Source organism: Streptomyces sp. P9-A2, assembly GCF_036634175.1.
Classification (GTDB): domain Bacteria; phylum Actinomycetota; class Actinomycetes; order Streptomycetales; family Streptomycetaceae; genus Streptomyces; species Streptomyces pratens.
This window is the reverse complement of sequence record NZ_JAZIFX010000001.1, coordinates 3648515-3673196: the sequence shown is the minus strand read 5'-3', so window position 1 is coordinate 3673196 and position 24682 is coordinate 3648515. Positions and strand designations below refer to the sequence as shown.

At 71.5% G+C, this 24682-nt stretch carries 22 protein-coding genes and 1 riboswitch; of the genes, 11 read left to right on the top strand and 11 right to left on the bottom strand.

Annotated features, from left to right (window positions below):
* Positions 1 to 15 precede the first annotated feature (15 nt).
* Positions 16 to 516 (bottom strand): hypothetical protein, encoded by a 501-nt coding sequence (locus V4Y04_RS16555; RefSeq protein ID WP_332428826.1) that lies wholly within the window; start codon positions 514 to 516, stop codon positions 16 to 18.
* A gap of 225 nt (positions 517 to 741) precedes the next feature.
* On the opposite strand from V4Y04_RS16555, the gene V4Y04_RS16550 reads away from it, so the two are divergent.
* Positions 742 to 2154: a M1 family metallopeptidase gene (locus tag V4Y04_RS16550; RefSeq protein ID WP_332428825.1), complete on the top strand. Its 1413-nt coding sequence runs from the start codon at positions 742 to 744 to the stop codon at positions 2152 to 2154.
* Between the two features lie 162 nt (positions 2155 to 2316).
* Here the strand turns inward: V4Y04_RS16550 and V4Y04_RS16545 are convergent, their stop codons facing one another.
* A complete protein-coding gene (locus V4Y04_RS16545; RefSeq protein ID WP_332428823.1) occupies positions 2317 to 2892 on the bottom strand; it encodes a TerD family protein in 576 nt (191 codons plus the stop codon).
* 145 nt (positions 2893 to 3037) lie between these two features.
* On the opposite strand from V4Y04_RS16545, the gene arfB reads away from it, so the two are divergent.
* Positions 3038 to 3475: an alternative ribosome rescue aminoacyl-tRNA hydrolase ArfB gene (gene arfB, locus V4Y04_RS16540; protein ID WP_332428821.1), complete on the top strand. Its 438-nt coding sequence runs from the start codon at positions 3038 to 3040 to the stop codon at positions 3473 to 3475.
* A 145-nt stretch (positions 3476 to 3620) separates the two neighbouring features.
* Here the strand turns inward: arfB and V4Y04_RS16535 are convergent, their stop codons facing one another.
* Positions 3621 to 4094 (bottom strand): GNAT family N-acetyltransferase, encoded by a 474-nt coding sequence (locus V4Y04_RS16535; protein ID WP_332428820.1) that lies wholly within the window; start codon positions 4092 to 4094, stop codon positions 3621 to 3623.
* Between the two features lie 82 nt (positions 4095 to 4176).
* Complete coding sequence (locus V4Y04_RS16530) at positions 4177 to 4761, bottom strand: flavin reductase family protein (protein ID WP_332428818.1); 585 nt, start codon at positions 4759 to 4761, stop codon at positions 4177 to 4179.
* Positions 4762 to 5143: 382 nt separating this feature from the next.
* On the opposite strand from V4Y04_RS16530, the gene cdgB reads away from it, so the two are divergent.
* Both cdgB and V4Y04_RS16520 read left to right on the top strand, forming a co-directional pair.
* The gene (gene cdgB, locus V4Y04_RS16525; RefSeq protein ID WP_332428817.1) at positions 5144 to 6844 is read left to right on the top strand and encodes a diguanylate cyclase CdgB; all 1701 of its coding nucleotides are present in this window, start codon (positions 5144 to 5146) and stop codon (positions 6842 to 6844) included.
* Positions 6845 to 6997: 153 nt separating this feature from the next.
* Positions 6998 to 7951 (top strand): carbohydrate-binding protein, encoded by a 954-nt coding sequence (locus V4Y04_RS16520; protein ID WP_332428815.1) that lies wholly within the window; start codon positions 6998 to 7000, stop codon positions 7949 to 7951.
* A gap of 42 nt (positions 7952 to 7993) precedes the next feature.
* Here V4Y04_RS16520 and V4Y04_RS16515 read toward each other — a convergent pair whose 3' ends face one another.
* The 3 genes from V4Y04_RS16515 to V4Y04_RS16505 form a co-directional block, all read right to left on the bottom strand.
* On the bottom strand, positions 7994 to 8923 hold the full coding sequence (locus V4Y04_RS16515) for a 1-phosphofructokinase family hexose kinase (protein WP_332428813.1): 930 nt from the start codon (positions 8921 to 8923) through the stop codon (positions 7994 to 7996).
* Positions 8924 to 9058: 135 nt separating this feature from the next.
* Entirely contained in the window at positions 9059 to 10255 is a 1197-nt protein-coding gene (gene nagA, locus V4Y04_RS16510; RefSeq protein WP_332428811.1) for an N-acetylglucosamine-6-phosphate deacetylase, read from the bottom strand.
* A complete protein-coding gene (locus tag V4Y04_RS16505) occupies positions 10255 to 11226 on the bottom strand; it encodes an ROK family protein (protein ID WP_332428810.1) in 972 nt (323 codons plus the stop codon). The genes nagA and V4Y04_RS16505 overlap by 1 nt, the downstream gene beginning before the upstream one ends.
* A gap of 247 nt (positions 11227 to 11473) precedes the next feature.
* On the opposite strand from V4Y04_RS16505, the gene V4Y04_RS16500 reads away from it, so the two are divergent.
* Entirely contained in the window at positions 11474 to 11779 is a 306-nt protein-coding gene (locus tag V4Y04_RS16500; protein ID WP_332432874.1) for a DUF3263 domain-containing protein, read from the top strand.
* 52 nt (positions 11780 to 11831) lie between these two features.
* Here the strand turns inward: V4Y04_RS16500 and otsB are convergent, their stop codons facing one another.
* The 3 genes from otsB to V4Y04_RS16485 form a co-directional block, all read right to left on the bottom strand.
* Entirely contained in the window at positions 11832 to 12758 is a 927-nt protein-coding gene (otsB, locus tag V4Y04_RS16495) for a trehalose-phosphatase (RefSeq protein ID WP_332428809.1), read from the bottom strand.
* Between the two features lie 304 nt (positions 12759 to 13062).
* The gene (locus V4Y04_RS16490) at positions 13063 to 14472 is read right to left on the bottom strand and encodes an alpha,alpha-trehalose-phosphate synthase (UDP-forming) (protein ID WP_443080180.1); all 1410 of its coding nucleotides are present in this window, start codon (positions 14470 to 14472) and stop codon (positions 13063 to 13065) included.
* Positions 14473 to 14644: 172 nt separating this feature from the next.
* The gene (locus tag V4Y04_RS16485) at positions 14645 to 15589 is read right to left on the bottom strand and encodes a glucosyl-3-phosphoglycerate synthase (protein ID WP_332432873.1); all 945 of its coding nucleotides are present in this window, start codon (positions 15587 to 15589) and stop codon (positions 14645 to 14647) included.
* 262 nt (positions 15590 to 15851) lie between these two features.
* A riboswitch (SAM riboswitch) is annotated at positions 15852 to 16104 on the top strand.
* An 18-nt stretch (positions 16105 to 16122) separates the two neighbouring features.
* Here V4Y04_RS16485 and thrC point away from each other — a divergent pair.
* The 6 genes from thrC (at position 16123) to V4Y04_RS16455 (ending at position 24040) form a co-directional block, all read left to right on the top strand.
* Positions 16123 to 17415 carry a threonine synthase gene (gene thrC / locus V4Y04_RS16480; RefSeq protein ID WP_332428807.1) on the top strand — a complete coding sequence of 431 codons (1293 nt, stop codon included), beginning with the start codon at positions 16123 to 16125 and terminating at the stop codon, positions 17413 to 17415.
* A gap of 206 nt (positions 17416 to 17621) precedes the next feature.
* Entirely contained in the window at positions 17622 to 17897 is a 276-nt protein-coding gene (locus V4Y04_RS16475; RefSeq protein WP_332428805.1) for a MoaD/ThiS family protein, read from the top strand.
* Between the two features lie 431 nt (positions 17898 to 18328).
* Positions 18329 to 18532 (top strand): cold-shock protein, encoded by a 204-nt coding sequence (locus V4Y04_RS16470; protein WP_004986573.1) that lies wholly within the window; start codon positions 18329 to 18331, stop codon positions 18530 to 18532.
* 545 nt (positions 18533 to 19077) lie between these two features.
* Positions 19078 to 20700, top strand: coding sequence for a chaperonin GroEL (gene groL / locus V4Y04_RS16465; RefSeq protein WP_332428792.1), 1623 nt, complete (start codon positions 19078 to 19080; stop codon positions 20698 to 20700).
* 352 nt (positions 20701 to 21052) lie between these two features.
* Positions 21053 to 22183 (top strand): NADH:flavin oxidoreductase, encoded by a 1131-nt coding sequence (locus V4Y04_RS16460; RefSeq protein WP_332432872.1) that lies wholly within the window; start codon positions 21053 to 21055, stop codon positions 22181 to 22183.
* Positions 22184 to 22516: 333 nt separating this feature from the next.
* Positions 22517 to 24040: an MFS transporter gene (locus tag V4Y04_RS16455; RefSeq protein WP_332428791.1), complete on the top strand. Its 1524-nt coding sequence runs from the start codon at positions 22517 to 22519 to the stop codon at positions 24038 to 24040.
* A gap of 49 nt (positions 24041 to 24089) precedes the next feature.
* Here the strand turns inward: V4Y04_RS16455 and V4Y04_RS16450 are convergent, their stop codons facing one another.
* Positions 24090 to 24659, bottom strand: a complete 570-nt coding sequence (locus V4Y04_RS16450) for a hypothetical protein (protein ID WP_332428789.1) — start codon at positions 24657 to 24659, stop codon at positions 24090 to 24092.
* Positions 24660 to 24682: the final 23 nt, after the last annotated feature.

Genomic DNA, 24682 nt, shown 5'->3' with positions numbered 1-24682 from the left:
GGCGCGCGCGGTGGGTCAGTCGAGGCGCGGGTGGCGGGCTTGGAGGGTCCAGATGGCCGGGTTCTCTCCCAGGTCCTCGTGCAGGTCGATGAGGTCGGCGAGCAGGTCGTGCAGGAAGTCGCGGGCCTCGCGGCGGAGTTCGGAGTGGGAGAAGGTCAGGGGCGGTTCGTCCGCCGGCAGCCACTCGGCCTCGATGTCGACCCAGCCGAAGCGGCGTTCGAAGAGCAGCCGGTCGGTGGATTCGGTGAAGTCCAGTTCCGCGTACTGGGGGCGGGAGGCACGGGAGCCCGCCGGGTCCCGGTCGACGCGTTCCACGATGTCGCACAGGGCCCAGGCGAAGTCGAGCACCGGCACCCATCCCCAGGCTGTGGACAGTTCCCGGTCCTCCTTGGTGTCGGCGAGGTAGACGTCGCCGCAGAAGAGGTCGTGCCGCAGGGCGTGGACGTCCGCACGGCGGTAGTCGGTCTGCGGGGGGTCGGGGAAGCGGTTGGAGAGGGCATAGCCGATGTCGAGCACGGAGGTGATGGTGTCACGGCGGACGCGGTGCGGCGGCGGCGGACGGTCCGGTGGACGGGCTCGACGACTGTGGGGCCGGGGTCGCTCCGTGGTGCGCGGCCGTGTTCTTCCTAGGATCGCGGGGTGCGCCTCCGCTTCCGGCCCCGTGGCCATCGCCGTCCCCGCGGCCTTCGTTCCCACGGCCCCCGTCCCCACGGCCCCCGTCCGCTCGCCGCCGTCGCCCTCGTGACCGCGGCGGTGGCGGTGGCAGTGGCCGGGTGCGCGGGGGGTGCGTCCGGAGGACCTGGGGGTTCTGACGGATCGGGTGGTCCGGGCAGCGCCGGTGCGGGCGACCCGTACTTCCCGAAGGCCGGCAACGGCGGGTACGACGTCTCCCACTACGCGCTCGACCTCGCCTACGATCCGGCCGCCCATCACCTCACCGGCACCGCGACGATCACCGCCCGCGCGACCGAGGACCTGACCGCGCTGAACCTGGACCTCGAGGGCCTGGACGTCGAGCGGGTCACCGTCGACGGCGGCACCGCCCGCTGGCGGCGCGCCGGTCAGGAGCTGACCGTCCGGCCGGCGAAGGGACTGGACCGGGGCCGGACGTTCCGGGTGGCCGTCCGCTACTCCGGGGCCCCGGTGACCGTCACCGACCCGGACGGCTCCGAGGAGGGCTGGCTGCGCACCGCGGACGGGGCGCTGGCGCTGGGCCAGCCGACGGGCTCGATGGCGTGGTTCCCGGGCAACCACCACCCCTTCGACAAGGCGACGTACACCGTCACGGCGACGGTGCCCAAGGGCCTGCGGGCGGTGTCCAACGGCGAGCCCGCGGGGGAGCGGACGAAGGGGGGCCGGACGGCCTTCACCTGGCGTACCACCGAGTCGATGGCGAGTTACCTCGCCGTGCTCGCCGTCGGCCGGTACGAGACCGGCCGCACCACGACCCGCGGCGGCCTTCCCGTTCACACCGCAGTCGATCCGCGGCAGGCGGCGGCGAGCCGTACGGTGCTGGCCCGGCTCCCGGAGGCCGTGGAGTGGGCGGAGGGCTGGTTCGGCCCGTACCCCTTCTCCTCGGCGGGGGCGATCGTCGAGCGTCCCGGGGACGCCGGGTACGCCCTGGAGACCCAGAACCGGCCCGTGTTCGCCGGGGCGCCCAGCACCCTGCTCCTGGTGCACGAGCTGGCCCACCAGTGGTACGGCAACTCCGTCACGCCGAAGACCTGGCGGGACATGTGGCTCAACGAGGGGTTCGCGACCTACGCGGAGTGGCTGTGGCGGGAGGACCACGGGGACGGCACCGCCCAGGAGACCTTCGACGCGATGTACGCCGGAACGTACTTCCCCGACGCGGCGACGAACGAGGCGGTCTGGTCGTTCCCACCCGCGCGGCCGCCCGACGCGGCGCACATCTCCGGCGTCCCCGTCTACCAGCGCGGCGCGATGGTCCTGCACAGGATCCGGCGGACGGTCGGCGACGACGCCTTCCGCGCCCTCCTCCGCGGCTGGGCGGCGAAGCACCGCCACGGCAACGCGGACACCGCCGACTTCACGGCGTACGTGGAGAGGTCGGCCCCGGACGAGGACTTCGACGGGATCTGGTCGGACTGGCTGTACGGGGAGGGGAAGCCGGCCCGGCCCTCCACGCCCTGAGGCCTGAAGTCCTGGAGAGCCGATGACCTGGAAGCCGAAGGCCGTAGCCCCGCAGCCCTGGGACGTTCCCTGCGTGCGCCCTGCCCGTGCCCTGCGCGCGCCGGAGCCCCCGGCCGCCGGGAAGGCGGGCCGGGGGCTCCGGAACGTGGTGTGGGGCGTCCGTCAGACCCCGACGCCGAAGTCCTGGGCGATGCCCGTCAGGCCCGAGGCGTAGCCCTGGCCGACGGCGCGGAACTTCCACTCGGCACCGTTGCGGTACAGCTCGCCGAAGACCATGGCGGTCTCGGTGGCCGCGTCCTCGGACAGGTCGTAGCGGGCGATCTCGGTGCCGCCGGCCTGGTTGATGACGCGGATGTACGCGTTGCGCACCTGGCCGAAGTTCTGGCTGCGGGTCTCGGCGTCGTAGATCGAGACCGGGAAGACGATCTTTTCGACGTCCGCCGGGAGACCGGCCAGGTTGACGTTGATCTGCTCGTCGTCGCCCTCGCCCTCACCGGTGCGGTTGTCGCCGGTGTGGACGATGGTGTTGTCCGGGGTCTGCTTGTTGTTGAAGAAGACGAAGTGACCCTCCGAGTACACCTTGCCCTGCGGGTTGACCGCGATCGCGGAGGCGTCGAGGTCGAAGTCCGTGCCGGTGGTGGTGCGGACGTCCCAGCCGAGGCCCACGGTGACGGCGGTCAGGCCCGGAGCCTCCTTGGTGAGCGAGACGTTGCCACCCTTGGACAGGCTTACAGCCATTGTTGGGAGTCCCTTCCCTCGTGTACGTACGGCTACGAAGCTACAGCTACCCCTTTGAACGCGAGAGGAGTACGCGAGGTTCCAGGTGGCTTTACTTTCTTTACCCGGGATATTCGGGTGACGCGGACCGGTCAGAGGCGGGACCATGGACGGCATGTCCGGTCCCCATGTCATCCGCGGCTCCGTCCTCCTGCCCGAGGCCGAGCTCATGTGGCGTTTCTCGCGTTCGTCGGGGCCCGGCGGGCAGCACGTGAACACCACCGACTCGCAGGTCGAGCTGCGTTTCGACCTCGCCGCCACCGAAGCGCTGCCCGAGGTGTGGAAGGAGCGGGCGCTGGAGCGGCTGGCGGGGCGGCTGACCGACGGTGTCGTCACCGTCCGGGCCTCAGAGCACCGCTCCCAGTGGCGCAACCGAGAGACCGCCGCCGTGCGCCTCACGGCGCTCCTCGCCGAGGCCACCGCGCCCCCGCCCCGGCCCCGCAAACCTACCCGCATCCCCCGCGGCATCAACGAGCGCCGGCTACGGGAGAAGAAGCAGCGCTCGGAGACGAAGCGGGGGCGCTCCGCGCGCGACTGGGGGTGACCTCGGGCAGGACCCGGGTGCTCCGTGTCCCGGGGTGCCTCGGCGCGGGCCGGGTGCTCCGGACGGAACCGGGGGTGTCCCGGGTAGGGCCGGGGTGATCCAGGCGGGGGCGGGGTCCTCCGCGCGGGAACGGGGCGGACGGGTGTCAGGCCAGGTCCAGCACTCCGACCGTTTCCTCCCCGACGACCTCGCCGTTCCTGCGGAAGCCCAGGCCCAGATAAAAGTTCTCCGGGCCGTTCTCGCCGGGATGCCAGGTGACGTGGAGCTCCTTGCCGCCCCGGGCGCGGATCTCCGCGGCGACCGACTCCACGGCGAAGCGGCCGTAGCCCTTGCCCTGTTCCTCGGCGGCGATGTTCAGCCGCCACAGGCCCGAGCGGACGAGGCTGCCGCCGTCCTCGTGCCAGTCGATGTCGAGGAAGGCCATCAGGAAGCCGACCGCGCGGTCACCGTCCACGATCAGGCGGGGCCAGGCGGAGCCGGAGTGGACGTATGCCTCGGCGAGGGACTTCACGACCGGGGCGACCGCGAACTCCTGGTCGGGGCGGACGCGTATGCCGAGGGCGGCGTCGAGGTTTTTCGGGGTGAGCTCTTCGAGGCGGGGAGATGTGGTCTTTGTCACCCGGGCAGCGTAGGGAAGCAATTCCCTTTCGGTAAAAGGGATTTCCGGCCCGGGAGGCTTCCGTGAAGAGCCCCGGGAACGCTCAGGCCAGGTGCCGGTAACGGCCCCGGAAGTAGGTCAGCGGCCCGCCGTCCGCGCTGGGTACGTCCGCCGTCAGGACGCGGCCGATCACCAGGGTGTGGTCGCCGGCCGGCACCCTCTGCTCGGTGCGGCACTCCAGGGTGGCGAGGGCGCCGCCGACCAGGGGGGCGCCGCTGTACTCGCCCCGCACGTACGGGATGTCCGCGAAGAGGAGGCGGTCGCTGATCCGGCCCTTCATCGAGAAGCGGCCCGCGATGTGCCGCTGGCTCTCGGACAGGACCGACACCGACCACAGTGGCTGCTCGTCGAGCAGGTCGTCCATGCGGGAGCCCTCGCGCAGGCTGACCAGCACCAATGGCGGGTCCAGGGACACCGAAAGGAACGCGGTCGCGGTCATGCCGACGTCCTCGCCGGCCGGTGCCCGCGGGTCGTCCGGGTCCAGCGACGGCTCTTGCGCGGTCACCAGGACCACACCGGCGGCCAGACGGGACATGGCTGCGCGGAACTCGTCGTCGCTCACCCCCTCAGCATGCCGGGCGGCGGGTACGGCGGTGATCGTGGGCGGGGGTACGGGAGTGTTCAGCACACCGGAAACGCTAGTCTCCGCTCCGTACGTCCCGCATCGGGCCTCCGCCCGAGCGGGGACCTAGGACCAGCGACGGACTCCTGCGCTCCACGGGCGTGAGCCGGCGCCCACGGACCGAACCCTGTGGAAAGGGTGCGGAATTCGCATGCGGCGCATGAGGCGCATGCCGTTCATTCGGTATATCCGGTGAACGGCCGGAGAAACTGCGGAAAGGTCTCCCAATTGTTCATGTTTAGTTGTGACTTGAATCACAAGGGGTGGCAATTGTTGACCCTGTGTACCGGGTGGGCAGCGCGCTGTGATTCAGTGGCGGGGAGGCTGCCAGGACGATACGCCGATGAGAACGCTTGATTCGCTGCGAGGTCCCGGGGGGAGGGTGAGCATGGAGACCGAGTCGGAGCCCTATGTCCGTCTTGCTTCCCTGCGGCAACTGCACCAGGGCATGGCCGACATGAACACGGCCCGCAGTCTGGCCGACACCCTCCAGACCGTCGCCGACGGCGCCGTCCACGCCCTGGGGTACGAACTGGCCTGCGTCAACCTCGTGCGCCCCGACGGTGACCTGGTCGTGGCCGCCCTCTCGGGCAACGCGGCCGCCGAGTCCCTCATCACCGGCCGGGTCGGTTCGCGCGAGTCCTGGGAGCGCCGCCTCGCCATGGGCGAGACCTGGGGCGACCTGATCTTCATACCGCACACCGAGGGCTGGGTCCTCGACGACGACGACGTCCCGCAGTGGTACACCGACGGGCCCCCGCCCCGCTTCGAGGACGAGTGGCACCCCTCCGACCGGCTCTTCGCCCCGATGTACGCCCCCGGCCCGCAGGGCGGCGGAGCCGGCGAACTGGTCGGCGTGCTCTCCGTGGACCGCCCGCGCAACGGCCGGCTGCCCGGCGCCTGGGGCCGCGAAGCGCTCCAGATGTACGCCTTCCAGGCCGCCATCGCGATCAGCAACGCCCGGCTGCGCTCCAACATGCAGCGCGCCCTGGTCCGCCTGGAGCGCGAGCAGCAGGCCCTGCGCGCCAGCGAGGAGAGTTTCCGGCAGGCCTTCGAGTACGCCCCGTCCGGCATGGCCGTCGCGGAGATGGGCGGCGACCAGCACGGCCGCGTCCTGCGCACCAACGACGCGCTGTGCCGGCTGCTCGGCCGCCCCGCCTCCGCGATGCGCCGCTACTCCTTCTCCGACCTCGTGCACCCCGAGGACATCGGCACGCTGCTGCGGACCTCCGCCGAGGGCGGCCGCGCCGAGCTGCGGCTGGCCCGCCGGGACGGCACCTACGTATGGGTGTCCCTGCGCAACTCCGTGGTCGCCGACGCGGCCGACGGGCCGCGCTTCCTGCTCACCCACGTCGAGGACATCGAGGAGCGCAAGCGCCGCGAGTTGCACCTCGCCCACCGCGCCTCCCACGACTCCCTCACCGGTCTGCCGAACTCCGCGGAGCTGCGCGCCCGGCTCTCCGCACGCCTGTGCCGGAAGCGCCCGTCGATACTGCCCGCCGCCGTGGACGAAGCCATGGCCGCCTTCGAGTCCTTCGACTCCCAGGACGCCGGCTACGGCCCGCCCGCCTTCGGCCCGCCCGCCTTCGACCGCGGCCACGATTTCGACTTCCCGCCCGAGGCCGAGGGGTTCGAGGGGTACGACCATCATGTGCACGCCATCGCCCCCGACGAGGACCAGGACGACGGCGCCAAGGGCCTCGCGGTGCTCTTCTGCGACCTCGACGGCTTCAAGTCGATCAACGACCGGTTCGGGCACAACGCGGGCGACGCGGTGCTCATCGAGGTCGCCCGCCGGCTCGGCGACGGCGTCCGGGACGGCGACACCGTCGCCCGGCTCGGCGGCGACGAGTTCGTGATCCTCGCCGACGGGCTCGGCCGGGCCGACGCCCAGGACCTCGCCGTACGGCTGCGCAACGAGATCATCCAGCCCATCCGGGCCGAGGGCCGGGCCGTGCGGGTCGGCGCCAGCTTCGGCATCGGGTGGGCCCACTGCGGCATGACGGCGGACGAAGTGCTGAAGTCGGCCGACGAGCGGATGTACATCGAGAAACGATCTCGTCCCAAACAGCATCGGCGGGCGGGATGAGACCCAGGTCGGCGAGTTGATGCGGCCCGAGTCACCTGTTCGGGTGGTCGGATGGGGGTCCCCCTGTTCGAGTAGATTCGAGAATGGGGGAAGGTAGGCTCGCCTACCTCACCACCCGTACCGCATCCGATCCGCAGCTAGGAGTACCAAGGGATGACGTCCGGCAACAACGGCGCAAACACGCCCGAGGACGACGACCCGTTCGGCTACCTCTACGCCGACGGTCAGGCCAACGGAGCCCAGCCGCCGTCCGGGGGCTACGGCTACCCGAACTCGGTCAACCGGGTGCGGCCGGTCGGCACGCGTCAGTACGGCCAGCAGGGCCCCGCGGCGCAGGCGCCGCAGCAGGGAACGCACGGCCGGCCGAACGCGAACTACGCGGCACCGGAGACACTGCCCGGCGCCGCACCCACCGTCTCCTCGCAGCTTCCGGGCGGCCGTGGTGGTCACGGCGGCGGTGGCCGGGGCCGCGGCCCGAACACCAAGGGCCTGCTCATCGGCGCCGTCGCGGTGGTCGCCGCGGTGGTCATCGGCATCAGCGTGGCCATGCTCAGCGGCGACGACGACAAGAACGACAAGAGCGGCAACCAGGCCGACGCGTCCCCGACCCAGTCCCAGACCACCACCGAACCGAGCCCCTCGGCGAGCGGTGACGACAAGGAAGAGGAAGCGGCCGAGCTGCCGACGATCGATGCCAAGGCGCTGCGTCTGGGCGGCGGCGCGGCCCTGGCGCAGGACGTCGAGGGCGCGCAGTCCGACGGCGGCACCTACGTGACGAACCTCAACCAGCCGGGTTCCACGGTCACCTGGACGGTCGACGGCATCCCGAAGGACGGTGACTACACCGTCTTCGTGCGCTACAGCACCACCGACGAGCCCCAGTCGATGACGCTCACCGTCAACGGCAAGGAGTTCGGCAACAAGCTGAACATGGACAACTGGGCCCACGCCAAGGACGGCGACTTCTCCAAGGGCTGGACCAAGACCTACGCATGGCCCGCCCTCAACAAGGGCACCAACACGATCTCGGTCTCCTGCAACGACGGCGACAAGTGCAACGTCCTGCTGGACCAGCTGTGGCTGAAGGAAGGCCGGGTCAAGGAGTAGGGGCGGAGCCGCCCCGGTCGGCGTCGGCCGCCGGGACAGGCCCTACGCCGCCTCGGCCTCGCTCGTGACCACGGTGCGCCGCAACAGGTTCTCGTAGGTCTCGCGGTCGAACTCGCCCGCTGTCGGGGCCAGTACGGTCGCCGCCGACAGGGCCGCCGCCCGGGCGAGGCGTTCCGGCCACGGCAGGTGTTCCACCAGGCCCGAGAGCAGGCCCGCGACCAGGGAGTCGCCGGCGCCGGTGGGGTTGCCGCGCAGACGGGCCGGCGGCGCGGCGCGCCAGTGGCCCTGAGGGGTCACCGCGAGCAGCCCGTCCGGGCCCAGGGAAGCGACCACCGCGCCGGCGCCGCGTCGGCGGGCGTCCTGGGTGGCGGTCAACGGCTCGTGGGAGCCGGTGAGTTCAGCCAGTTCCTCGGCGTTCGGCTTGAGGATGTCGGGGCGTCCGGCGATGCCGCGGCGCAGTGGTGACCCGCTGGTGTCGAGGAGGACGGGGACCTTGGCGGCGCGGGCGGTGCGGACCAGCCCGGCGTAGGCGCCGACCGGGACGCCCGGGGGCAGGCTGCCGCACAGGGCCACCGCCGAGACGCCGTCCAGCAGATCCTCGTAGACCTCCTGGAAGGCGTGCCACTCGGCGTGGGATACGACCGGGCCGGGCTCGTTGAGCTGAGTGGTGGTGCCGGAGCGTTCGTCGACCACGGCCAGGGTGCGCCGGGTCGTGCCGGACACCGGGAGCAGCGCGTCCGTCAGGCCCGGTATCGCGGTGAGCCCCTCACGCAGGAGCCGTCCGGTGGTGCCGCCGGTGAAGCCGGTGACCGTCACCTCGTGGCCCAGGGCGGCGAGCACCCTGGCCACGTTGACGCCCTTGCCGCCGGGGCGTTCGGTCACCTCGGTGACCCGGTGGGAGGCGCCCGGACGCAGGGCGGGCACGCGATGGGTGATGTCGAGAGCGGTGTTCAGTGTGACGGTGAGGATCACCGGGCCGGCCTCCCTCCGTCATTCCGGCCCCTGATCATGCCAAAGAGACGGCCGTCGGCCCACCCCCCGGTCGGGCCCCGCTCCCCCGGCCGGGCCCGGCCGGGGCCCGACCGGGGAGAGAAGGGGGGGGACGGATCAGCCCAGTTGGGGAGCTACCACCCATTCACCCCGGCGCATCACGCCCTTGAGGGTGAAGTCCGCGTCGAGGACCACCAGGTCGGCGTCCTTCCCGGGTTCCAGGGAGCCGATCCTGTCGTCCATGCCCAGCAGCCGGGCCGGGTTGGTGGACAGGGCCGCGACCGCGTGCTCGACGGGCAGCCCGTCGACGGTCACCGCCCGCTTGAGGGCACGGTCCAGGGTGAGCGTCGATCCCGCGATGGAGCCGCCCTCCACCAGCCGGGCCACGCCGTCGGCGACCTCGACCTCCAGCGGGCCGAGCAGGTAGCGGCCGTCGCCGAAGCCGGCCGCGTCCATCGCGTCCGTGACGAACGCCACCCGTCCGGGGCCCGCGTGGTGGAACGCCAACTGGAGGGCGGCCGGGTGTAGATGGGTGCCGTCGTTGATCAGCTCGACCGTGACCCGCTCGTCCTCCAGCAGGGCGGTGATCGGGCCGGGGGCGCGGTGGCCGAGCGCCGGCATCGCGTTGAACAGGTGGGTGGCGACCGTGGCGCCCGCGTCGATGGCCGCCACGGTCTGCTCGTACGTCGCGTCGGTGTGGCCGACGGCCGCGATCACGCCGTGTTCGGCGAGCAGGCGTACGGAGTCGAGGCCGCCGGGCAGTTCGGTGGCGAGGGTGACCATCTTCGCCCGGCCGTGGGCGGCGTCGATCAGTTTGCGGACCTCCGCCGGGTCGGGGTCGCGCAGCAGTTCCTCGGAGTGCGCGCCCTTGCGGCACGGCGAGATGAACGGGCCCTCGAAGTGGATGCCGGCGATGTCGCCCTGCTCGGCCAGTTCCGCCAGCAGGCCCGCGCGCCGGACGAGGACGTCCATGTCGCCGGTGACGGTCGAGGCGACCAGGGTGGTGGTGCCGTGCAGGCGGTGGGTGTGGATGCCCTTGAGGACCTCGTCGACGGTCCCGGAGGGGAAGGACGCGCCGCCGCCGCCGTGGTTGTGGAGGTCGACGAAGCCGGGCACCAGCCAGTGCCCGGTCAGGTCGAGCGTCTCGACGGCGTTCCCGGGAGCGCCGGGGGAGGCGATCGCGGGGGCCTCGGGGGTGGCGTTCGCGGGGGCCGTGGCGACGATCCGGGTGCCCTCCACGGTCACACGGCCGTTGTCCACGGTCCCGGTGGGCAGGACCACCCGGGCACCGGTGAGAACCTTGGTGGGGGCCATCAGGTGGTTACCTCCGAGGGGTCAGTGGTGGTGAGGAGATCCCGGGCGAGGAGTCCCGCGCCCAGGCATCCGGCGCTGTCCCCGAGGGCCGCGGGGACCAGGGACGGCGGTTTCTGGAAGGTGATCCGCTGCCGGACGGCCTCACGCAGCGGTGTGAACAAGGTTTCCGCGGCCTCGGCCAGCCCGCCACCGATGATCAGGGTGCGGGGGTCCAGCAGGGTGAGCGCGGTGACCAGCCCGTCGGCGAGCGCCTCGACCGCCTCCTGCCAGACCTCCCGGGCCCGTACGTCGCCCGAGGCCACGGCCCCGGCGCAGTGGGCCGCGTCCGCGCCCTCCTCGCCGCAGACCGCCGCCCACGCTTCGCCGACCGCCGCCGCGGACGCGTACCGCTCCAGGCAGCCGCGCTGACCGCACGGACAGGGGAGGCCCCCGGGCCGTACGACGATGTGGCCGATCTCGCCCGCGAAGCCGTGCGCGCCCGCCTCCACCCGGCCGTCGATGCCGATGGCGCCCGCGATGCCGGTGCCCAGCGCCACGAACAGGAACCGGTCGGTGCCCCGGCCCGCCCCGATGCGGCCCTCGGCGAGCCCGCCGGTGCGGACGTCGTGGCCGAGGGCGACCGGGATGCCGCCGAGCCGCTGTGCGAGCAGCGCGCGCAGCGGGAGGTCGCGCCAGCCGAGGTTGGCGGAGTAGACGGCGACGCCCCGCGTCTCGTCGACGATGCCGGGGACGGCGAGGCCGGCGGCGGACGCGGGCCCGCCGAGGTGTTCGGCGCCGTGGGCCAGGAGATTGGCGGCGAAGTCCAGGATTCCGGCGACCACCGCGTCCGGGCCGCGCTCGCGCGCGGTGGCCCGGCGGGCCCGGTGCAGCAGCGTGCCGTCCGCTCCGACCAGGGCGGCCTTCATTCCGGTGCCGCCCACATCGAGGGCGATGACGTGTTCCACGGGGGACAGTGTGACCCCGGGACCCATAAGAGGTCTAGTCCACTTACGTGGTGTAGACCTTAATCCGATTATCGGAAACTTTTCGGAGCGGATGGCGCGGAGCACCGGAGTTGGGGCAGGAAGCAGTGCAGCGGCGCAGCCCCGAGGACGTGCTGGGCCGGCTCCAGGCGACCGCCACACGCGCGGAGAGCGCGCAGTAGGGCGCCGCCCGCCGCCCGTGGGCCGGCTGTCGGCGGTGGGGGCTACCGTGCGGGGTATGGACCACGACCCAGGCATGGACGAGGGCCCAGGCACGGACCAGGACCCGGGCACGGACGAGGAGCGGGAACAGGGGCGGGAGCGGGAACAGGGCCAGGAGTGGCCGGCGCGGCGCGAGCGGGACATCCTCGCGCTGGAGCGCCGCGGCTTCCTCGGCCCCGGCGCGAAGGAGCGGGCGATCCGCGAGGAGCTGGGCCTGGCCCCGGTGCGCTACTACCAGCTCCTCAACGCCCTGCTCGACGACCCCCGCGCCCTGGCCCACGACCCGGTCACCGTGAACCGGCTCCGCCGCGTCCGGGAGTCCCGCCGCACGGAACGCTGAACACGGCTCGCGTTCAGCGTTCAGCGTTCCGTGCGGCGGGGCTGACGGCCGTTCAGTCCGTTCGCGGAGCCAGGGCCCGTGCCAGTGCCCCGAGCAGGTGGACGACACCCTCGGGGCCGTCGACCACCACGTCCGCGCGTTCCCGCAGCTCCGTGACCTCGTCGCTGCCGCTGCACACCAGCACACCGGGAACACCGTCCGAGCGGAGTGCGTCGACGGCGGCGTAGGCGGGGAGGTCACCCAGGTCGTCTCCCGCGTAGAGGACGGACCCGGCGCCGATCTCGCGGGCGTACTCCGCCAGGGCGACGCCCTTGTCCATCCCGGGCGGACGCAGTTCCAGGACCATGCGGCCGGGCTCGACGACCAGCCCGTGCCGGTGTGCCAGGCCGGTCAGCGGTTCGCGCAGCGCCTCGAGGGCGGCCTGGGGGTCGGCGGCCCTGCGGGTGTGGACGGCCACCGCGCGGCCCTTCTCCTCGGTCCAGGTGCCCTCCGGCGCACCGAGCCGGTCGAGCAGCCCCGGCAGTTCCGCGCGGACGGCGGCGACCCCGGGGTGCGGGGCGGGCGCGGTGATGTCACCGGTGGCGGCGTCCCAGCGCTCGGTGCCGTAGTGGCCGAGGACGACCAGGTGCTCCAGGCCGGGGACGTCCGCGAAGCCGCCGTGCCGCACCGCGACCTCGGGAGGCCGGCCGGTGACCACCGCCACGGAGGCCACCCGCGGGGCGAGCGCGGCGAGTGCGCGCACCGCGCCGGGATGGGCGCGCGCCTGCTCGGGGTCGGGCACGATCGGTGAGAGCGTCCCGTCGAAGTCGAGGGCGATCAGCGCCTTCCCCGGCCGTGTGAGCAGCGCGTCGAGCCCGTCCCGCCCGGCCCGCGTGGCGGGCACCGGCAGGGTGGCGGAGGCGCCGGCATCAGTGGCGTCGGTGCCGGAGGCGTCGGGGTGCGTGGCGTGCGGGTCCGTGGAATCCGTAGAGCTGCCCATACCGCCAACCTATCCACGCACACCCGTCCGCACGCATCCGTGACCGGCCATCCAGGGACGGCGGGCAGGCCGGGAGAACGAGCGGGCGGGCGGACGGACGGGCGAGTGGTGAGTGGGCGGCCGGTTCCAGTGACCCGGGTCGGACGTTCTCCGGCAGATCGTCGGCCGCCCTTCATCCGACGGGATCCGACGGGATCCGGCGGCATCCGGCGGCATCCACGAACGCCGCCGGCCGCGGCTTCTCCCGGCCGCCGACGGCGCGTCGGGCAGCCGGCAGGACCCGCCCAGGAATCTCCGGCTCAGGTCACCGGATTCCGTCCCGCAGTGCGTTCAGCTGGTCCAGGAACCACTGCTGCGGCGGCAGCGCGGTCGCCGCCTCGGTCAGGCGCTTGGCGCGCTCGGTCCGCTCCGCCGGGCGCATCGTGAGTCCTTCGTGCAGGGCCCGCGCCGTTTCGACCACGTCGTACGGGTTGACGGCGATGGCGTCCTCGCCCAGTTCCTCGTACGCGCCCGCCTCCCGGGACAGCACCAGCGCGCAGCCCCCGTCGGACAGGATCGGGATCTCCTTGGCGACCAGGTTCATCCCGTCCCGGATGGGGTTGACCAGGGCCACGTCGGCCAGCCGGTACGCGGCCAGGGAGCGCGCGAAGTCGTCCTCGACGTGCAGGACGACGGGCCGCCAGCCCGGGGTCCCGTACCGCTCGTTGATCTCCTCGGCGACCCGTTGCACCTCGGCCGTGTAGTCGCGGTACACGGCGAGATCCTGCCGGGAGGGATAGGCGAAGGCGACGTGCACGACGCGTTCGCGCCACTCGGGGCGGTCGTCGAGGAGCTGCCGGTAGGCGAGCAGGCCGCGCACGATGTTCTTCGACAACTCGGTCCGGTCGACCCGGACGACGGTCTTGCGCGGAGTCCCGTCGGGGGCCGTGCCGATCTCCTCGCGGAGCGCGACGATCCGTTCCTCGACGTCCGTCTCGTGCGCGCGGCCGCGCAGGAAGTCCGCGTCGGCGCCCAGCCCGTGCACCCCGATCGCGGTCCGTCCGAGCCCGTCCGCGAACCGCTCGCAGCACGCGGTGAACGCGTCCGCCCAGCGCCGGGTCAGGAAGCCGAGCCGGTCCGCGCCCAGCATGCCGCGCAGCACCTGCCAGGCGATGTCGTCGGGCAGCATCCGGAAGTACTCCGGCGGGGCCCACGGCGTGTGCGAGAAGTGACCGATGCGCAGGTCGGGGCGGAGTTCCCGGAGCAGCCCCGGGACCAGTGTCAGGTGGTAGTCCTGCACCACGACCGCGGCCCCCTGGGCCGCCTCCTCGGCCAGCGCCTCGGCGAACGCCCGGTTGTAGGACTCGTAGGACGCCCACTGCCGGCGGAACTCCGCGTCGAAGACGGGCTCCAGCGGTGTCTGGTACAGCATGTGGTGCACGAACCACAGCACCGAGTTCGCGATGCCGTTGTACGCGTCGGCGTGCACGTCCGCGGGGATGTCCAGCATCCGCACGCCGTCCTCGCCGACCCCGCGCCGCACGGCTTCGCGGTCGCCGTCGGACAGTGCCGAGCACACCCACAGCGAGTCCGCGTCCGACCCGATTGCCGACAGCCCGGACACCAGTCCGCCGCCGCCCCGTCTGGCCCGCAGCGAACCGTCCTCGTCCACCGTGTACGAAACGGGGCCGCGGTTCGACGCGACCAGCACCTGAGCACCCTGACCAGCCTGCATGGAAGCCATACGCCTGAACCTAGCCCGCCTCCGAAACGCTCAAACGTGCGGATCAGCCGTATGTGGACCGGCGGACCGGCCGTATACGACCGGACCCGCCCGGAATGCCGGGTCAAGGGCTGCGGCAAGGGCTGAGGCAAGGACTGCGGCAGGGTGCGCGGGCCCGTCGTGGTCAGGCCACCCGGCGGGACCGGTACTCGGCTATGTCCGCCATCGGGGGCCGTTCCTCCGTGTCCACCGGGTGGGTGCGGGGCTCGAAGCCGGCGCCGGTGCGTTCGAACTGGGTGAGCGCGGGGCGGACGAGGTGGCCGCGGGCCAGGCGGAGGTGGGCGGTGCGGTAGATCGCGGCGGCCATCCGGCCGAGGGCCTGGCCGTCCTGGTGGCGGTGTCTGCGGACACCGACGTCGACCTGGGCGAGGGCGTCCAGGCCCACCAGGTGCAGGGCGTCGACCAGCATGCCCAGCTCGACGCCGTAGCCGACGGGGAAGGGCAGCCGTTCCAGGAGCGAGCGGCGGGCCGCGTACTCGCCGCCGAGCGGCTGCACGAAGCCGGCCAGCCGCGGCCAGTGCAGGTTGAGCAGCGGGCGCGCCATCAGCTCCGTGACCCTGCCCCCCTGGCCGGCCGCGGAGCCCAGGGGCCGGTCGTACATGGCCTTCACCAGCTGCACGTCCGGTTCGGTGAGCAGGGGGCCGACGATGCCGGAGACGAAGTCGGCGGAGAACTCCCTGAGGTCCGCGTCGACGAAGCAGACGATGTCCCCCCGGGTGACCAGCAGGGAGCGCCACAGCACCTCGCCCTTGCCGGGCACGGCGGGGATGCGGGGCAGGATCGCGTCCCGGTGCACCACGGTCGCGCCCGCCGCGGCGGCCGCCCGCGACGTGCGGTCGGTCGAGCCGGAGTCCACGACCACGATCTCGTCGACCAGCGGGACCCGCAGCATCAGCTCGTGCCGGATCGCCGTGACGATCCCGCCGACGGTGGCCTCCTCGTTGAGCGCGGGCAGCACCACGCTCACCGTCTGTCCCGTGGCGCGTTTCGCGGCCAGGAGGCGGTGCACCGGGCGGTCGGTCACGGACCAGGAGCGGTCGGCCAGCCAGCGCTCGACTTCTTCCAGCACGGTCGGCTGCTCCTCACCTCTGCGGTCCATAACCCCTCTGGTCCATACTCCTGCGGCTCCCGTCCGGGCGGCCCGTGCTCCGGTGTTCCATGCCCTCGCGATCCGTCTCGCGGTTCGGACGTGCTCTCTGCACGTTCCTGGCCTTCGGTTACAGTCTTGAACAACGCGGATGAACCCCGAACATCGGGGGTCGCGACCCTCTCGGGTACTCGTCCGCGCCGTACGACCGCACGACCCACAACCGCACGACACAACTGCATACAGCTCATCCAGAGGGGCAGAGGGAAACGGCCCGATGAAGCCCCGGCAACCCTCCAGCCGGTTCTCGTAGATCACCGTCGATCGACGATCACAGCGCACCGTGACGATCACCGTGCACCGTGACGACCACCGCGCATCGCGGCGTTCACCGCGCGTCGCAGTGGATCGCGTCACTGATCGTCCTCGCGAGGCTCCCGGCTAGGGAAGGTGCCAAATCCGTCTCACGACGAGATGCGTCGTGGGGAAGATGAGGAGAAAGGGCCTCGCCTCACATGGCTGTGCAGACTGTTGAAAGCACCACGGAATCCGCCGCGCCCTCGGTCGATCTCGGCCCCGCCGCCGCGCTGTCCTGCCGCGAGTGCGGCCACCGCGTACCGCTCGGTCCCGTCTTCGCCTGCCAGGAGTGTTTCGGCCCGCTGGAGATCGCCTACGACTTCTCGGGACACGACACCGAGGAACTGCGCCGGCGCATCGAAGCGGGCCCCGCGAACATCTGGCGCTACGCGCCCCTGCTGCCCGTCCCCGCCGACGTGGCGACCAAGCCGAACATCAACCCCGGCTGGACCAAGCTCGTCCAGGCCGACAACCTCGCCCGCGAACTCGGCGTCACCGGCGGCCTGTACGTCAAGGACGACTCCGGCAACCCGACGCACTCCTTCAAGGACCGGGTCGTCGCCCAGGCCCTCGAGGCCGCCCGCGCCTTCGGCTTCACCACCCTCTCCTGCTCCTCCACGGGCAACCTCGCCGGTGCCGTCGGCGCCGCCGCCGCCCGCGCCGGACTGCGCTCCTGCGTGTTCATCCCGCACGACCTGGAGCAGGGCAAGGTCGTCATGGCCGCCGTCTACGGCGGGGAGCTCATCGGCATCGAGGGCAACTACGACGACGTGAACCGTTTCTGCTCCGAGCTGATCGGCGACCCGGCCGGCGAGGGCTGGGGCTTCGTCAACGTCAACCTGCGGCCGTACTACGCCGAGGGCTCCAAGACCCTCGCGTACGAGATCTGCGAGCAGCTCGGCTGGCGGCTGCCCGACCAGCTCGTCGTCCCCATCGCCTCCGGCTCGCAGCTCACGAAGATCGACAAGGGGCTGCGGGAGCTGATCGAGCTCGGCCTCGTCGAGGACAGGCCGTACAAGATCTTCGGTGCCCAGGCGGAGGGCTGTTCGCCGGTGTCGACCGCGTACAAGGCGGGCCACGACGTCGTCCGGCCGCAGAAGCCGAAGACCATCGCCAAGTCGCTCGCCATCGGCAACCCCGCCGACGGCCCGTACGTCCTGGACATCGCGCGCCGTACCGGCGGCGCGGTGGAGGACGTGACGGACGAGCAGATCGTCGAGGCCATCAGGCTGCTCGCCCGGACCGAGGGCATCTTCGCCGAGACCGCGGGCGGCGTGACCGTCGGCGTCACGAAGAAGCTGATCGAGAACGGCGACCTGGACCCGGCCCTGACCACCGTCGTGCTCAACACCGGCGACGGCCTCAAGACGCTGGACGCGGTGGCCGACACCGGCCTGACCGCGACCATCCGCCCGAACCTGGAGTCGTTCCGAGAGGCCGGCCTCGCCTGACCTCGCCTGACCTCGCCCGACCTCGCTTGTCCTCCTCCTCGGAGCCCCGAGGAGGAGGACGGCGGTCGCCCACCGGGTTTCCCGCTGCACGGCCGACTGCCCCGGGGCATCCCGGGCCGAGGTCTTGCATCTGCTCCACAGGCCGGAACCGCCGACCCGGCGGTCGACACGCAAAGTAATCTCATCGTGACCGGAGGTCAAGACGCATGAGCGTGACCGTTCGCATCCCCACCATCCTGCGCACCTACACCGGTGGCAGGGCCGAGGTCGGCGCCGAGGGCGCCACTCTCGCCGACGTCATCGCCGACCTGGAGAAGAGCCACGCCGGGATCGCCGCCCGGGTCCTCGACGACCAGGGCAAGCTGCGCCGCTTCGTCAACGTCTACGTCAACGACGACGACGTCCGCTTCGAGCAGGGCCTGCAGACCGCGACCCCGGACGGTGCGGGCGTGTCGATCATCCCGGCCGTCGCCGGCGGCTGATCATTACCATCGGTAATCGGAATTACTGAGCGTTCATCGAATGGCCCCCTCCGCGAGAGAAGCGGAGGGGGCCATTCCGTTGGATTGAACACGATAGAGTCGGGGAACACGGCCTCGATTTCCCCATCGGGAACCATTAATTCCTGCCGCCCGCCCGACTGGATATAGCCAAAGTCTGGGCCCCTTCTGCGGCTTTTGTGGTGTTTGTCCGGTCTGGCTTGCCCTGGAATCGGACGAACTGCCGTCATATTCCGGACCGGCGTCGTCGAGATTTCTCGTCCGATTGACCTGTTGCAGAGGGCAGTTGGGCAGATACATTCAGCCGCGGTCGACGCGTTCCGGCGCACGCCCCCAACCGTTTGGGGAGTGAGGTCTGACCCGGATCCGCGAAGTGCGGATCTGTGCAAGGGCCAGTAATAGGGGAGTTAGGCATGGCTCAGGGCACCGTCAAGTGGTTCAACGCGGAGAAGGGATACGGCTTCATCGCGGTCGACGGTGGTGCGGATGTTTTCGTCCACTACAGCGCGATCCAGATGGACGGCTACCGCACCCTTGAAGAGGGTCAGCGGGTCGAATTCGAGATCTCGCAGGGCCAGAAGGGCCCACAGGCCGACATGGTTCGCGTCACCGCCTGAACGCGTTACCGGCAACCACAAGAATTTTCCTGCCAGTGAAGGGCTCGTGTCTCCGGGGTTCGCCCCGGGGGCGCGAGCCCTTCGCCTTGCCCGGGGCCGGCCCCGGGCCCCGCGGCTCGCCCCGCCCCGCCCCGTGGCTCGGCCCGCGCCCCGCCCCGTGGCTCGGCCCGGAGGTCGGCCGGAGGTCAGGACGTGCCCGCCCCTCCGCTTCCGACGCCGCCTCTTCCCCCGCCTCTGCTTCCGTCCCTGCTCAGCCCTTGCCTCCGTCCCTGTCTCCTGCCCTGATTCGTCGCGCCGTCCGTCTTGGCCGGGGTGTTCGCGGGTGGCTGAGTCGCCCGCCGATCCTCGAAGGCGCTTGCACTCGCATGGGTCGAGTGCTAATCATTGCGTTAGCACTCTGAAGGTGAGAGTGACAACGTAAGGACCGGGTCGGTGAGGCCCGCAGGACCGGTGGAGCAAGGAACCACCGGGTCTGTGAGCCGTCCGTCGCGGGCGCGGGCGCGGTCCTGGAGTCATCACCCCCAGTCCTGGAGGGACCACTTCACATGGCCAAGATCATCGCGTTCGACGAGGAGGCACGGCGCGGCCTCGAGCGCGGCATGAACCAGCTCGCGGACGCCGTCAAGGTGACGCTCGGCCCCAAGGGCCGCAACGTCGTCCTCGAGAAGAAGTGGGGCGCTCCCACGATCACCAACGATGGTGTGTCCATCGCCAAGGAGATCGAGCTCGAGGACCCGTACGAGAAGATCGGCGCCGAGCTGGTCAAGGAAGTCGCCAAGAAGACGGACGACGTCGCCGGTGACGGTACGACCACCGCGACCGTTCTCGCCCAGGCCCTGGTCAAGGAGGGCCTGCGCAACGTAGCCGCCGGCGCCAACCCGATGGCCCTCAAGCGCGGTATCGAGAAGGCCGTCGAGGCCGTCTCCGGTGCCCTGCTGGAGCAGGCGAAGGACGTCGAGACCAAGGAGCAGATCGCCTCCACGGCCTCCATCTCCGCCGCCGACACCCAGATCGGCGAGCTCATCGCCGAGGCCATGGACAAGGTCGGCAAGGAAGGCGTCATCACCGTCGAGGAGTCCCAGACCTTCGGTCTGGAGCTGGAACTCACCGAGGGTATGCGCTTCGACAAGGGCTACATCTCGGCGTACTTCGCCACCGACATGGAGCGTATGGAGGCGTCGCTCGACGACCCGTACATCCTGATCGCCAACTCCAAGATCGGCAGCGTCAAGGACCTGCTGCCGCTCCTGGAGAAGGTCATGCAGTCGGGCAAGCCGCTGCTGATCATCGCCGAGGACGTCGAGGGCGAGGCCCTGTCGACCCTGGTCGTCAACAAGATCCGCGGCACCTTCAAGTCCGTCGCGGTCAAGGCCCCGGGCTTCGGCGACCGCCGTAAGGCCATGCTCGGCGACATCGCCATCCTCACGGGCGGTGAGGTCATCTCCGAGGAGGTCGGCCTCAAGCTGGAGAACGCCACGGTCGACCTTCTGGGCCGTGCCCGCAAGGTCGTCATCACCAAGGACGAGACCACCATCGTCGACGGTGCCGGCTCGACCGACCAGGTCCAGGGCCGCGTGAACCAGATCCGCGCCGAGATCGAGAACAGCGACTCGGACTACGACCGCGAGAAGCTGCAGGAGCGCCTGGCGAAGCTCGCCGGCGGTGTCGCGGTCATCAAGGCCGGTGCCGCCACCGAGGTGGAGCTCAAGGAGCGCAAGCACCGCATCGAGGACGCCGTTCGCAACGCGAAGGCGGCCGTCGAGGAGGGCATCGTCGCCGGTGGCGGCGTGGCCCTGCTCCAGGCCTCCTCGGTGTTCGAGAAGCTGGAGCTCGAGGGTGACGAGGCGACCGGCGCCAACGCCGTGAAGCTCGCGCTCGAGGCCCCGCTGAAGCAGATCGCCGTGAACGCCGGCCTCGAGGGCGGTGTCGTGGTGGAGAAGGTGCGCAACCTGACCCCGGGCCACGGCCTGAACGCCGCGACCGGCGAGTACGTCGACCTGGTCAAGGAAGGCATCATCGACCCGGCCAAGGTGACGCGTTCCGCGCTGCAGAACGCCGCGTCGATCGCCGCGCTGTTCCTGACCACCGAGGCCGTCATCGCCGACAAGCCGGAGAAGGCCGGCGCGGCCGCTCCGGGCGGCATGCCGGGCGGTGACATGGACTTCTGAGCCTGACTCACCTCAGGTTCGGACCCGGTCCGTCGGTACCGAGGGCGGCACTTCCTGTTCAGACAGGGGGTGCCGCCCTCGGGCTTTTTCAACATGCGGGGCGGGAGGGCGGGGTGGGACCCTCCACCCATTCCTTGAAAAGAGGGCTCGGGTGTCGGGGTTCGAGCCTCGGGGGCTCCGGGGTTCGGTCGGATGACGGGCGGGCCGGTCCGCGGGTGGGTGTGACCGGGGTCACGCCCGGTCGGGAGGGGTGGGCGGAATGCCTCTTCGCTGTCGCCGGTTGGTGCAGGTGTGCATTTAATGCACGTGCACATACTGACTGGTATATACAGCGAGGAGCCCCCACGTGCCCGTGACCGTCACCGCCACGGAGACCGCCGCCCGAGCCGCCGCGTTGCTCTCCCGTCCGACCGTGATCAACGGCCTGACCGTCCCGAACCGCATCGCGATGGCGCCGATGACCCGCATGTTCTCCCCGGGCGGCGTTCCCGGCGAGGACGTGGTGTCGTACTACGCCCGGCGGGCCGCCGCCGGTGTGGGGCTGATCGTCACCGAGGGCACGTACGTGGGGCACGAGTCGGCCGGTCTCAGTGACCGGGTGCCGCGGTTCCACGGGGAGGAGCAGCTGGCCGGCTGGGCGAAGGTCGCCGACGCGGTGCACGCGGCGGGCGGCACGATCGTGCCGCAGCTCTGGCACATCGGCATGGTCCGGGAGCAGGGGCAGGCACCGTATCCGGACGCCCCGGCGATCGGCCCGTCCGGCGTGCGCACGGACGGCACCGAGGGCACGGGCAAGGCGATGACGCGGGCCGACATCGACGACGTGGTCGGCGCGTTCGCGCAGGCCGCCGCGGACGCCGAGCGCATCGGCTTCGACGGCGTCGAACTGCACGGCGCCCACGGTTACCTCATCGACCAGTTCCTGTGGGCGGGCACCAACCGCCGTACCGACGCCTACGGCGGCGACCCGGTGGCGCGGACGAAGTTCGCCGCGGACGTCGTCGCGGCGGTCCGCGAGCGGGTCTCGCCCGCGTTCCCCGTCATCTTCCGCTTCTCGCAGTGGAAGCAGGACGCCTACGACGCCCGCCTCGCCGAGACCCCCGGGGAGCTGGAGGCGATCCTCGCCCCGCTCGTGGCGGCCGGTGTCGACGCCTTCCACGCCTCCACCCGCCGTTACTGGCTCCCGGAGTTCGAGGGCTCGGAGATGAACCTGGCCGGCTGGGCGAAGAAACTGACCGGCAGGCCCGCCATCACGGTCGGTTCGGTCGGCCTGAACGGGGAGTTCATGGAGGCGTTCCAGGGCCGGGGCGCGGAGCTCCGCAGTCTCGACAATCTCCTCGACCGGCTGGAGCGCGACGAGTTCGACCTCGTCGCGGTGGGCCGCTCGGTGCTCCAGGACCCGCAATGGGCGGCGAAGGTCCTCGGCGGACGCATCGACGAGATCGCGTCGTACGACGCGGCGTCGCTCAAGACGCTGAACTGAACTGAACTGAGCCGAGCCGAGCCGAGTCCCGGAGGCGGGGGAGCTCCGGAGGTGGAGGAGCCCGGCGTGCGTGTCCCACGGGACACGCACGCCGGGCTCCTTCCTGTTTCCGGCCCCTGCGCGGCCCTCTGCGCGGCTCCCGCCTCGGCCTCCGGGCTGCTCCGGGCCTGCCCCGGGTCTGCCTCGGGTTCGCTCCGATTGTCCGTTTCGGGTGTCCGTTAGGTGGCGACAAGGCCCAGTAAAAGACCCCGCCACATTAACTTGCTTAACTCAATTAACCTCTATAAAGTTGCCCAAGTCAATGAGAACTGAGCCACGACGGAGAGCTCCCTGATGTCCGACGCACCCACCCGGCCCGCCGCGGCCGGGGAATCCGCGCCGCCCGAACCCAACGCCGTGGTCGCCGTACTGGCCTTCGGCGGCATCGTCGTCTCGCTGATGCAGACGCTGGTCATCCCGATCGTGGGACAGCTGCCGGCGTACCTGAACGCCTCGGCGTCGGACACCGCCTGGGCCATCACCGCGACGCTGCTCGCCGCGGCCGTCGCGACACCGGTCATGGGGCGCCTCGGCGACATGTACGGCAAGCGGCGCATGCTCCTGCTCAGCATGAGCATGCTGATCATCGGCTCCGTGGTCGCCGGACTCAGCGACAGCCTGACCCCGATGATCGTCGGCCGCGCCCTGCAGGGCCTCGCGTCCGGTGTGATCCCGCTCGGCATCAGCATCCTGCGCGACGAACTCCCCGCCGAGCGGCTGGGATCGGCGACCGCGGTGATCAGCGCCTCGCTCGGCGTCGGCGGCGCCCTAGGCCTGCCCGCCGCCGCGCTCATCGCCGACAACTTCGACTGGCACGCGCTGTTCTGGGTCTCGGCCGCCCTCGGTGTCGTCGCGCTGGCCCTGGTGTTCGCCCTCGTACCGGAGTCGAAGGTGCGCACCGGCGGCCGGTTCGACGTGCCCGGCGCGATCGGGATGGCGGCCGGCCTGATGTGCCTGCTGCTCGCGATCTCCAAGGGTGCCGACTGGGGCTGGGGGAGCGGCACCACGCTCGGCCTGTTCGCGGCGGCCGTCGTCATCCTGGCGGCCTGGGGCTTCTACGAGCTGCGCGTCACCGAGCCGCTGGTGGACCTGCGGGTCTCGGCCCGCCCCCAGGTACTGGTGACCAACGCCGCCTCGGTGGCGATCGGCTTCGCGATGTTCTCCATGTCCCTGGTCATCCCGCAGCTGCTCCAGCTGCCGGAGCAGACCGGCTACGGCCTGGGCAAGTCACTGCTGACGGCCGGTCTGGTCATGGCCCCGTCCGGCCTGGTGATGATGGCGTTGGCCCCGGTCTCCGCACTCGTCTCCCGCGCCAAGGGGCCGAAGGTGACGCTGATGATCGGCGCCCTGATCGTCTCCGCGGGCTACGGGCTGAACGTCGTCCTCATGGCCGAGGTGTGGCACTTCGTGCTGGCGTCCTGTGTCATCGGCGCCGGTATCGGCTTCTGCTACGGGGCGATGCCCGCGCTCATCATGGGCGCCGTGCCCGCCTCCGAGACGGGCTCGGCGAACAGCCTCAACACCCTGATGCGGTCCCTGGGCACGTCCGTCGCCAGCGCCGTCGCCGGTGTCGTCCTGGCCCAGATGACCACGCGGCTCGGTGCGTTCGCGGTGCCGTCCGAGGACGCCTTCCGCACGGTGCTGGCGCTCGGCTCGGGTGCCGCGCTCGTCGGGTTCGTCGTAGCGGCCTTCATTCCGCGCCGGCACCCGGAGGGGCCGACCGTGGCGCGTGCGAAGAGCGCGGAGAACTCGACCGGGGCGGGGACCGCGTCCGCCGCGTCCGCCGAGTCCGCCGGGGTTCCGGCCGCCAAGGCGTAGTCGCAGGGCAGGCAGGGGCACGGCGTCACGGCGTCACGGTGTCACGGCGTCACAGACTCCCCGTCGGTTCGCTGCCGGTCCGTGCCGGGGTACCCCACACGCGCAGTACCTCGTAGTCGGTGAACTCGAGCACCAGCCGGTACGCCATGGCGGACCGGGGCCCGCGCAGCTCGGCCGCGATGAACAGTTCGGCCTCGCGGCGGTCGCGGCGCGGGGTGCCGCACAACTGCCACGCCCGGCCGTTCCACAGCTCCGGCAGCCAGCGCTGCTGGGGCTGGGGGCGGTCGCCGTGCATTCCGTACCGGGACGGGACGGGCCCGGTGGACGACTGCCGGTGCGCCGGCCCGTTGAACTCGGCGCGGCGGGCCGTACGCCGCCGGGTCTCGCACAGCAGGCACAGGTCGGGGGCGCTCTCGTCGACCGGGCCGGTGGGGTGCTCGGGGCAGCGCGTACTGGGCACGGCCGTGCTGACGCTCTCCTCCAGCCGGTCCAGCGCGCGCTTCAGGTCCGCCCGGACCTCGTGCAGTTTGGCGTCCGGGGTGTCACCTGCCAGGGCCTCGCCGTGCTCGCCGAGGACGCGCAGGGCGCGGCCCAGGGCGGTGAGCTGCGCGTGGTTCATGTCGTTCGTCTCCGTGGGTGAGG

Bases quoted from the DNA above. Each gene is read 5' to 3' on its own strand.
- V4Y04_RS16545 (WP_332428823.1), bottom strand. From the start codon at position 2,892: ATGGCTGTAAGCCTGTCCAAGGGTGGCAACGTCTCGCTCACCAAGGAG.
- arfB (WP_332428821.1), top strand. From the start codon at position 3,038: ATGGACGGCATGTCCGGTCCCCATGTCATCCGCGGCTCCGTCCTCCTG.
- cdgB (WP_332428817.1), top strand. From the start codon at position 5,144: ATGGAGACCGAGTCGGAGCCCTATGTCCGTCTTGCTTCCCTGCGGCAA.
- V4Y04_RS16520 (WP_332428815.1), top strand. From the start codon at position 6,998: ATGACGTCCGGCAACAACGGCGCAAACACGCCCGAGGACGACGACCCG.
- nagA (WP_332428811.1), bottom strand. From the start codon at position 10,255: ATGGCCCCCACCAAGGTTCTCACCGGTGCCCGGGTGGTCCTGCCCACC.
- V4Y04_RS16505 (WP_332428810.1), bottom strand. From the start codon at position 11,226: ATGGGTCCCGGGGTCACACTGTCCCCCGTGGAACACGTCATCGCCCTC.
- V4Y04_RS16500 (WP_332432874.1), top strand. From the start codon at position 11,474: ATGGACGAGGGCCCAGGCACGGACCAGGACCCGGGCACGGACGAGGAG.
- otsB (WP_332428809.1), bottom strand. From the start codon at position 12,758: ATGGGCAGCTCTACGGATTCCACGGACCCGCACGCCACGCACCCCGAC.
- V4Y04_RS16490 (WP_443080180.1), bottom strand. From the start codon at position 14,472: ATGCAGGCTGGTCAGGGTGCTCAGGTGCTGGTCGCGTCGAACCGCGGC.
- thrC (WP_332428807.1), top strand. From the start codon at position 16,123: ATGGCTGTGCAGACTGTTGAAAGCACCACGGAATCCGCCGCGCCCTCG.
- V4Y04_RS16475 (WP_332428805.1), top strand. From the start codon at position 17,622: ATGAGCGTGACCGTTCGCATCCCCACCATCCTGCGCACCTACACCGGT.
- V4Y04_RS16470 (WP_004986573.1), top strand. From the start codon at position 18,329: ATGGCTCAGGGCACCGTCAAGTGGTTCAACGCGGAGAAGGGATACGGC.
- groL (WP_332428792.1), top strand. From the start codon at position 19,078: ATGGCCAAGATCATCGCGTTCGACGAGGAGGCACGGCGCGGCCTCGAG.
- V4Y04_RS16455 (WP_332428791.1), top strand. From the start codon at position 22,517: ATGTCCGACGCACCCACCCGGCCCGCCGCGGCCGGGGAATCCGCGCCG.
- V4Y04_RS16450 (WP_332428789.1), bottom strand. From the start codon at position 24,659: ATGAACCACGCGCAGCTCACCGCCCTGGGCCGCGCCCTGCGCGTCCTC.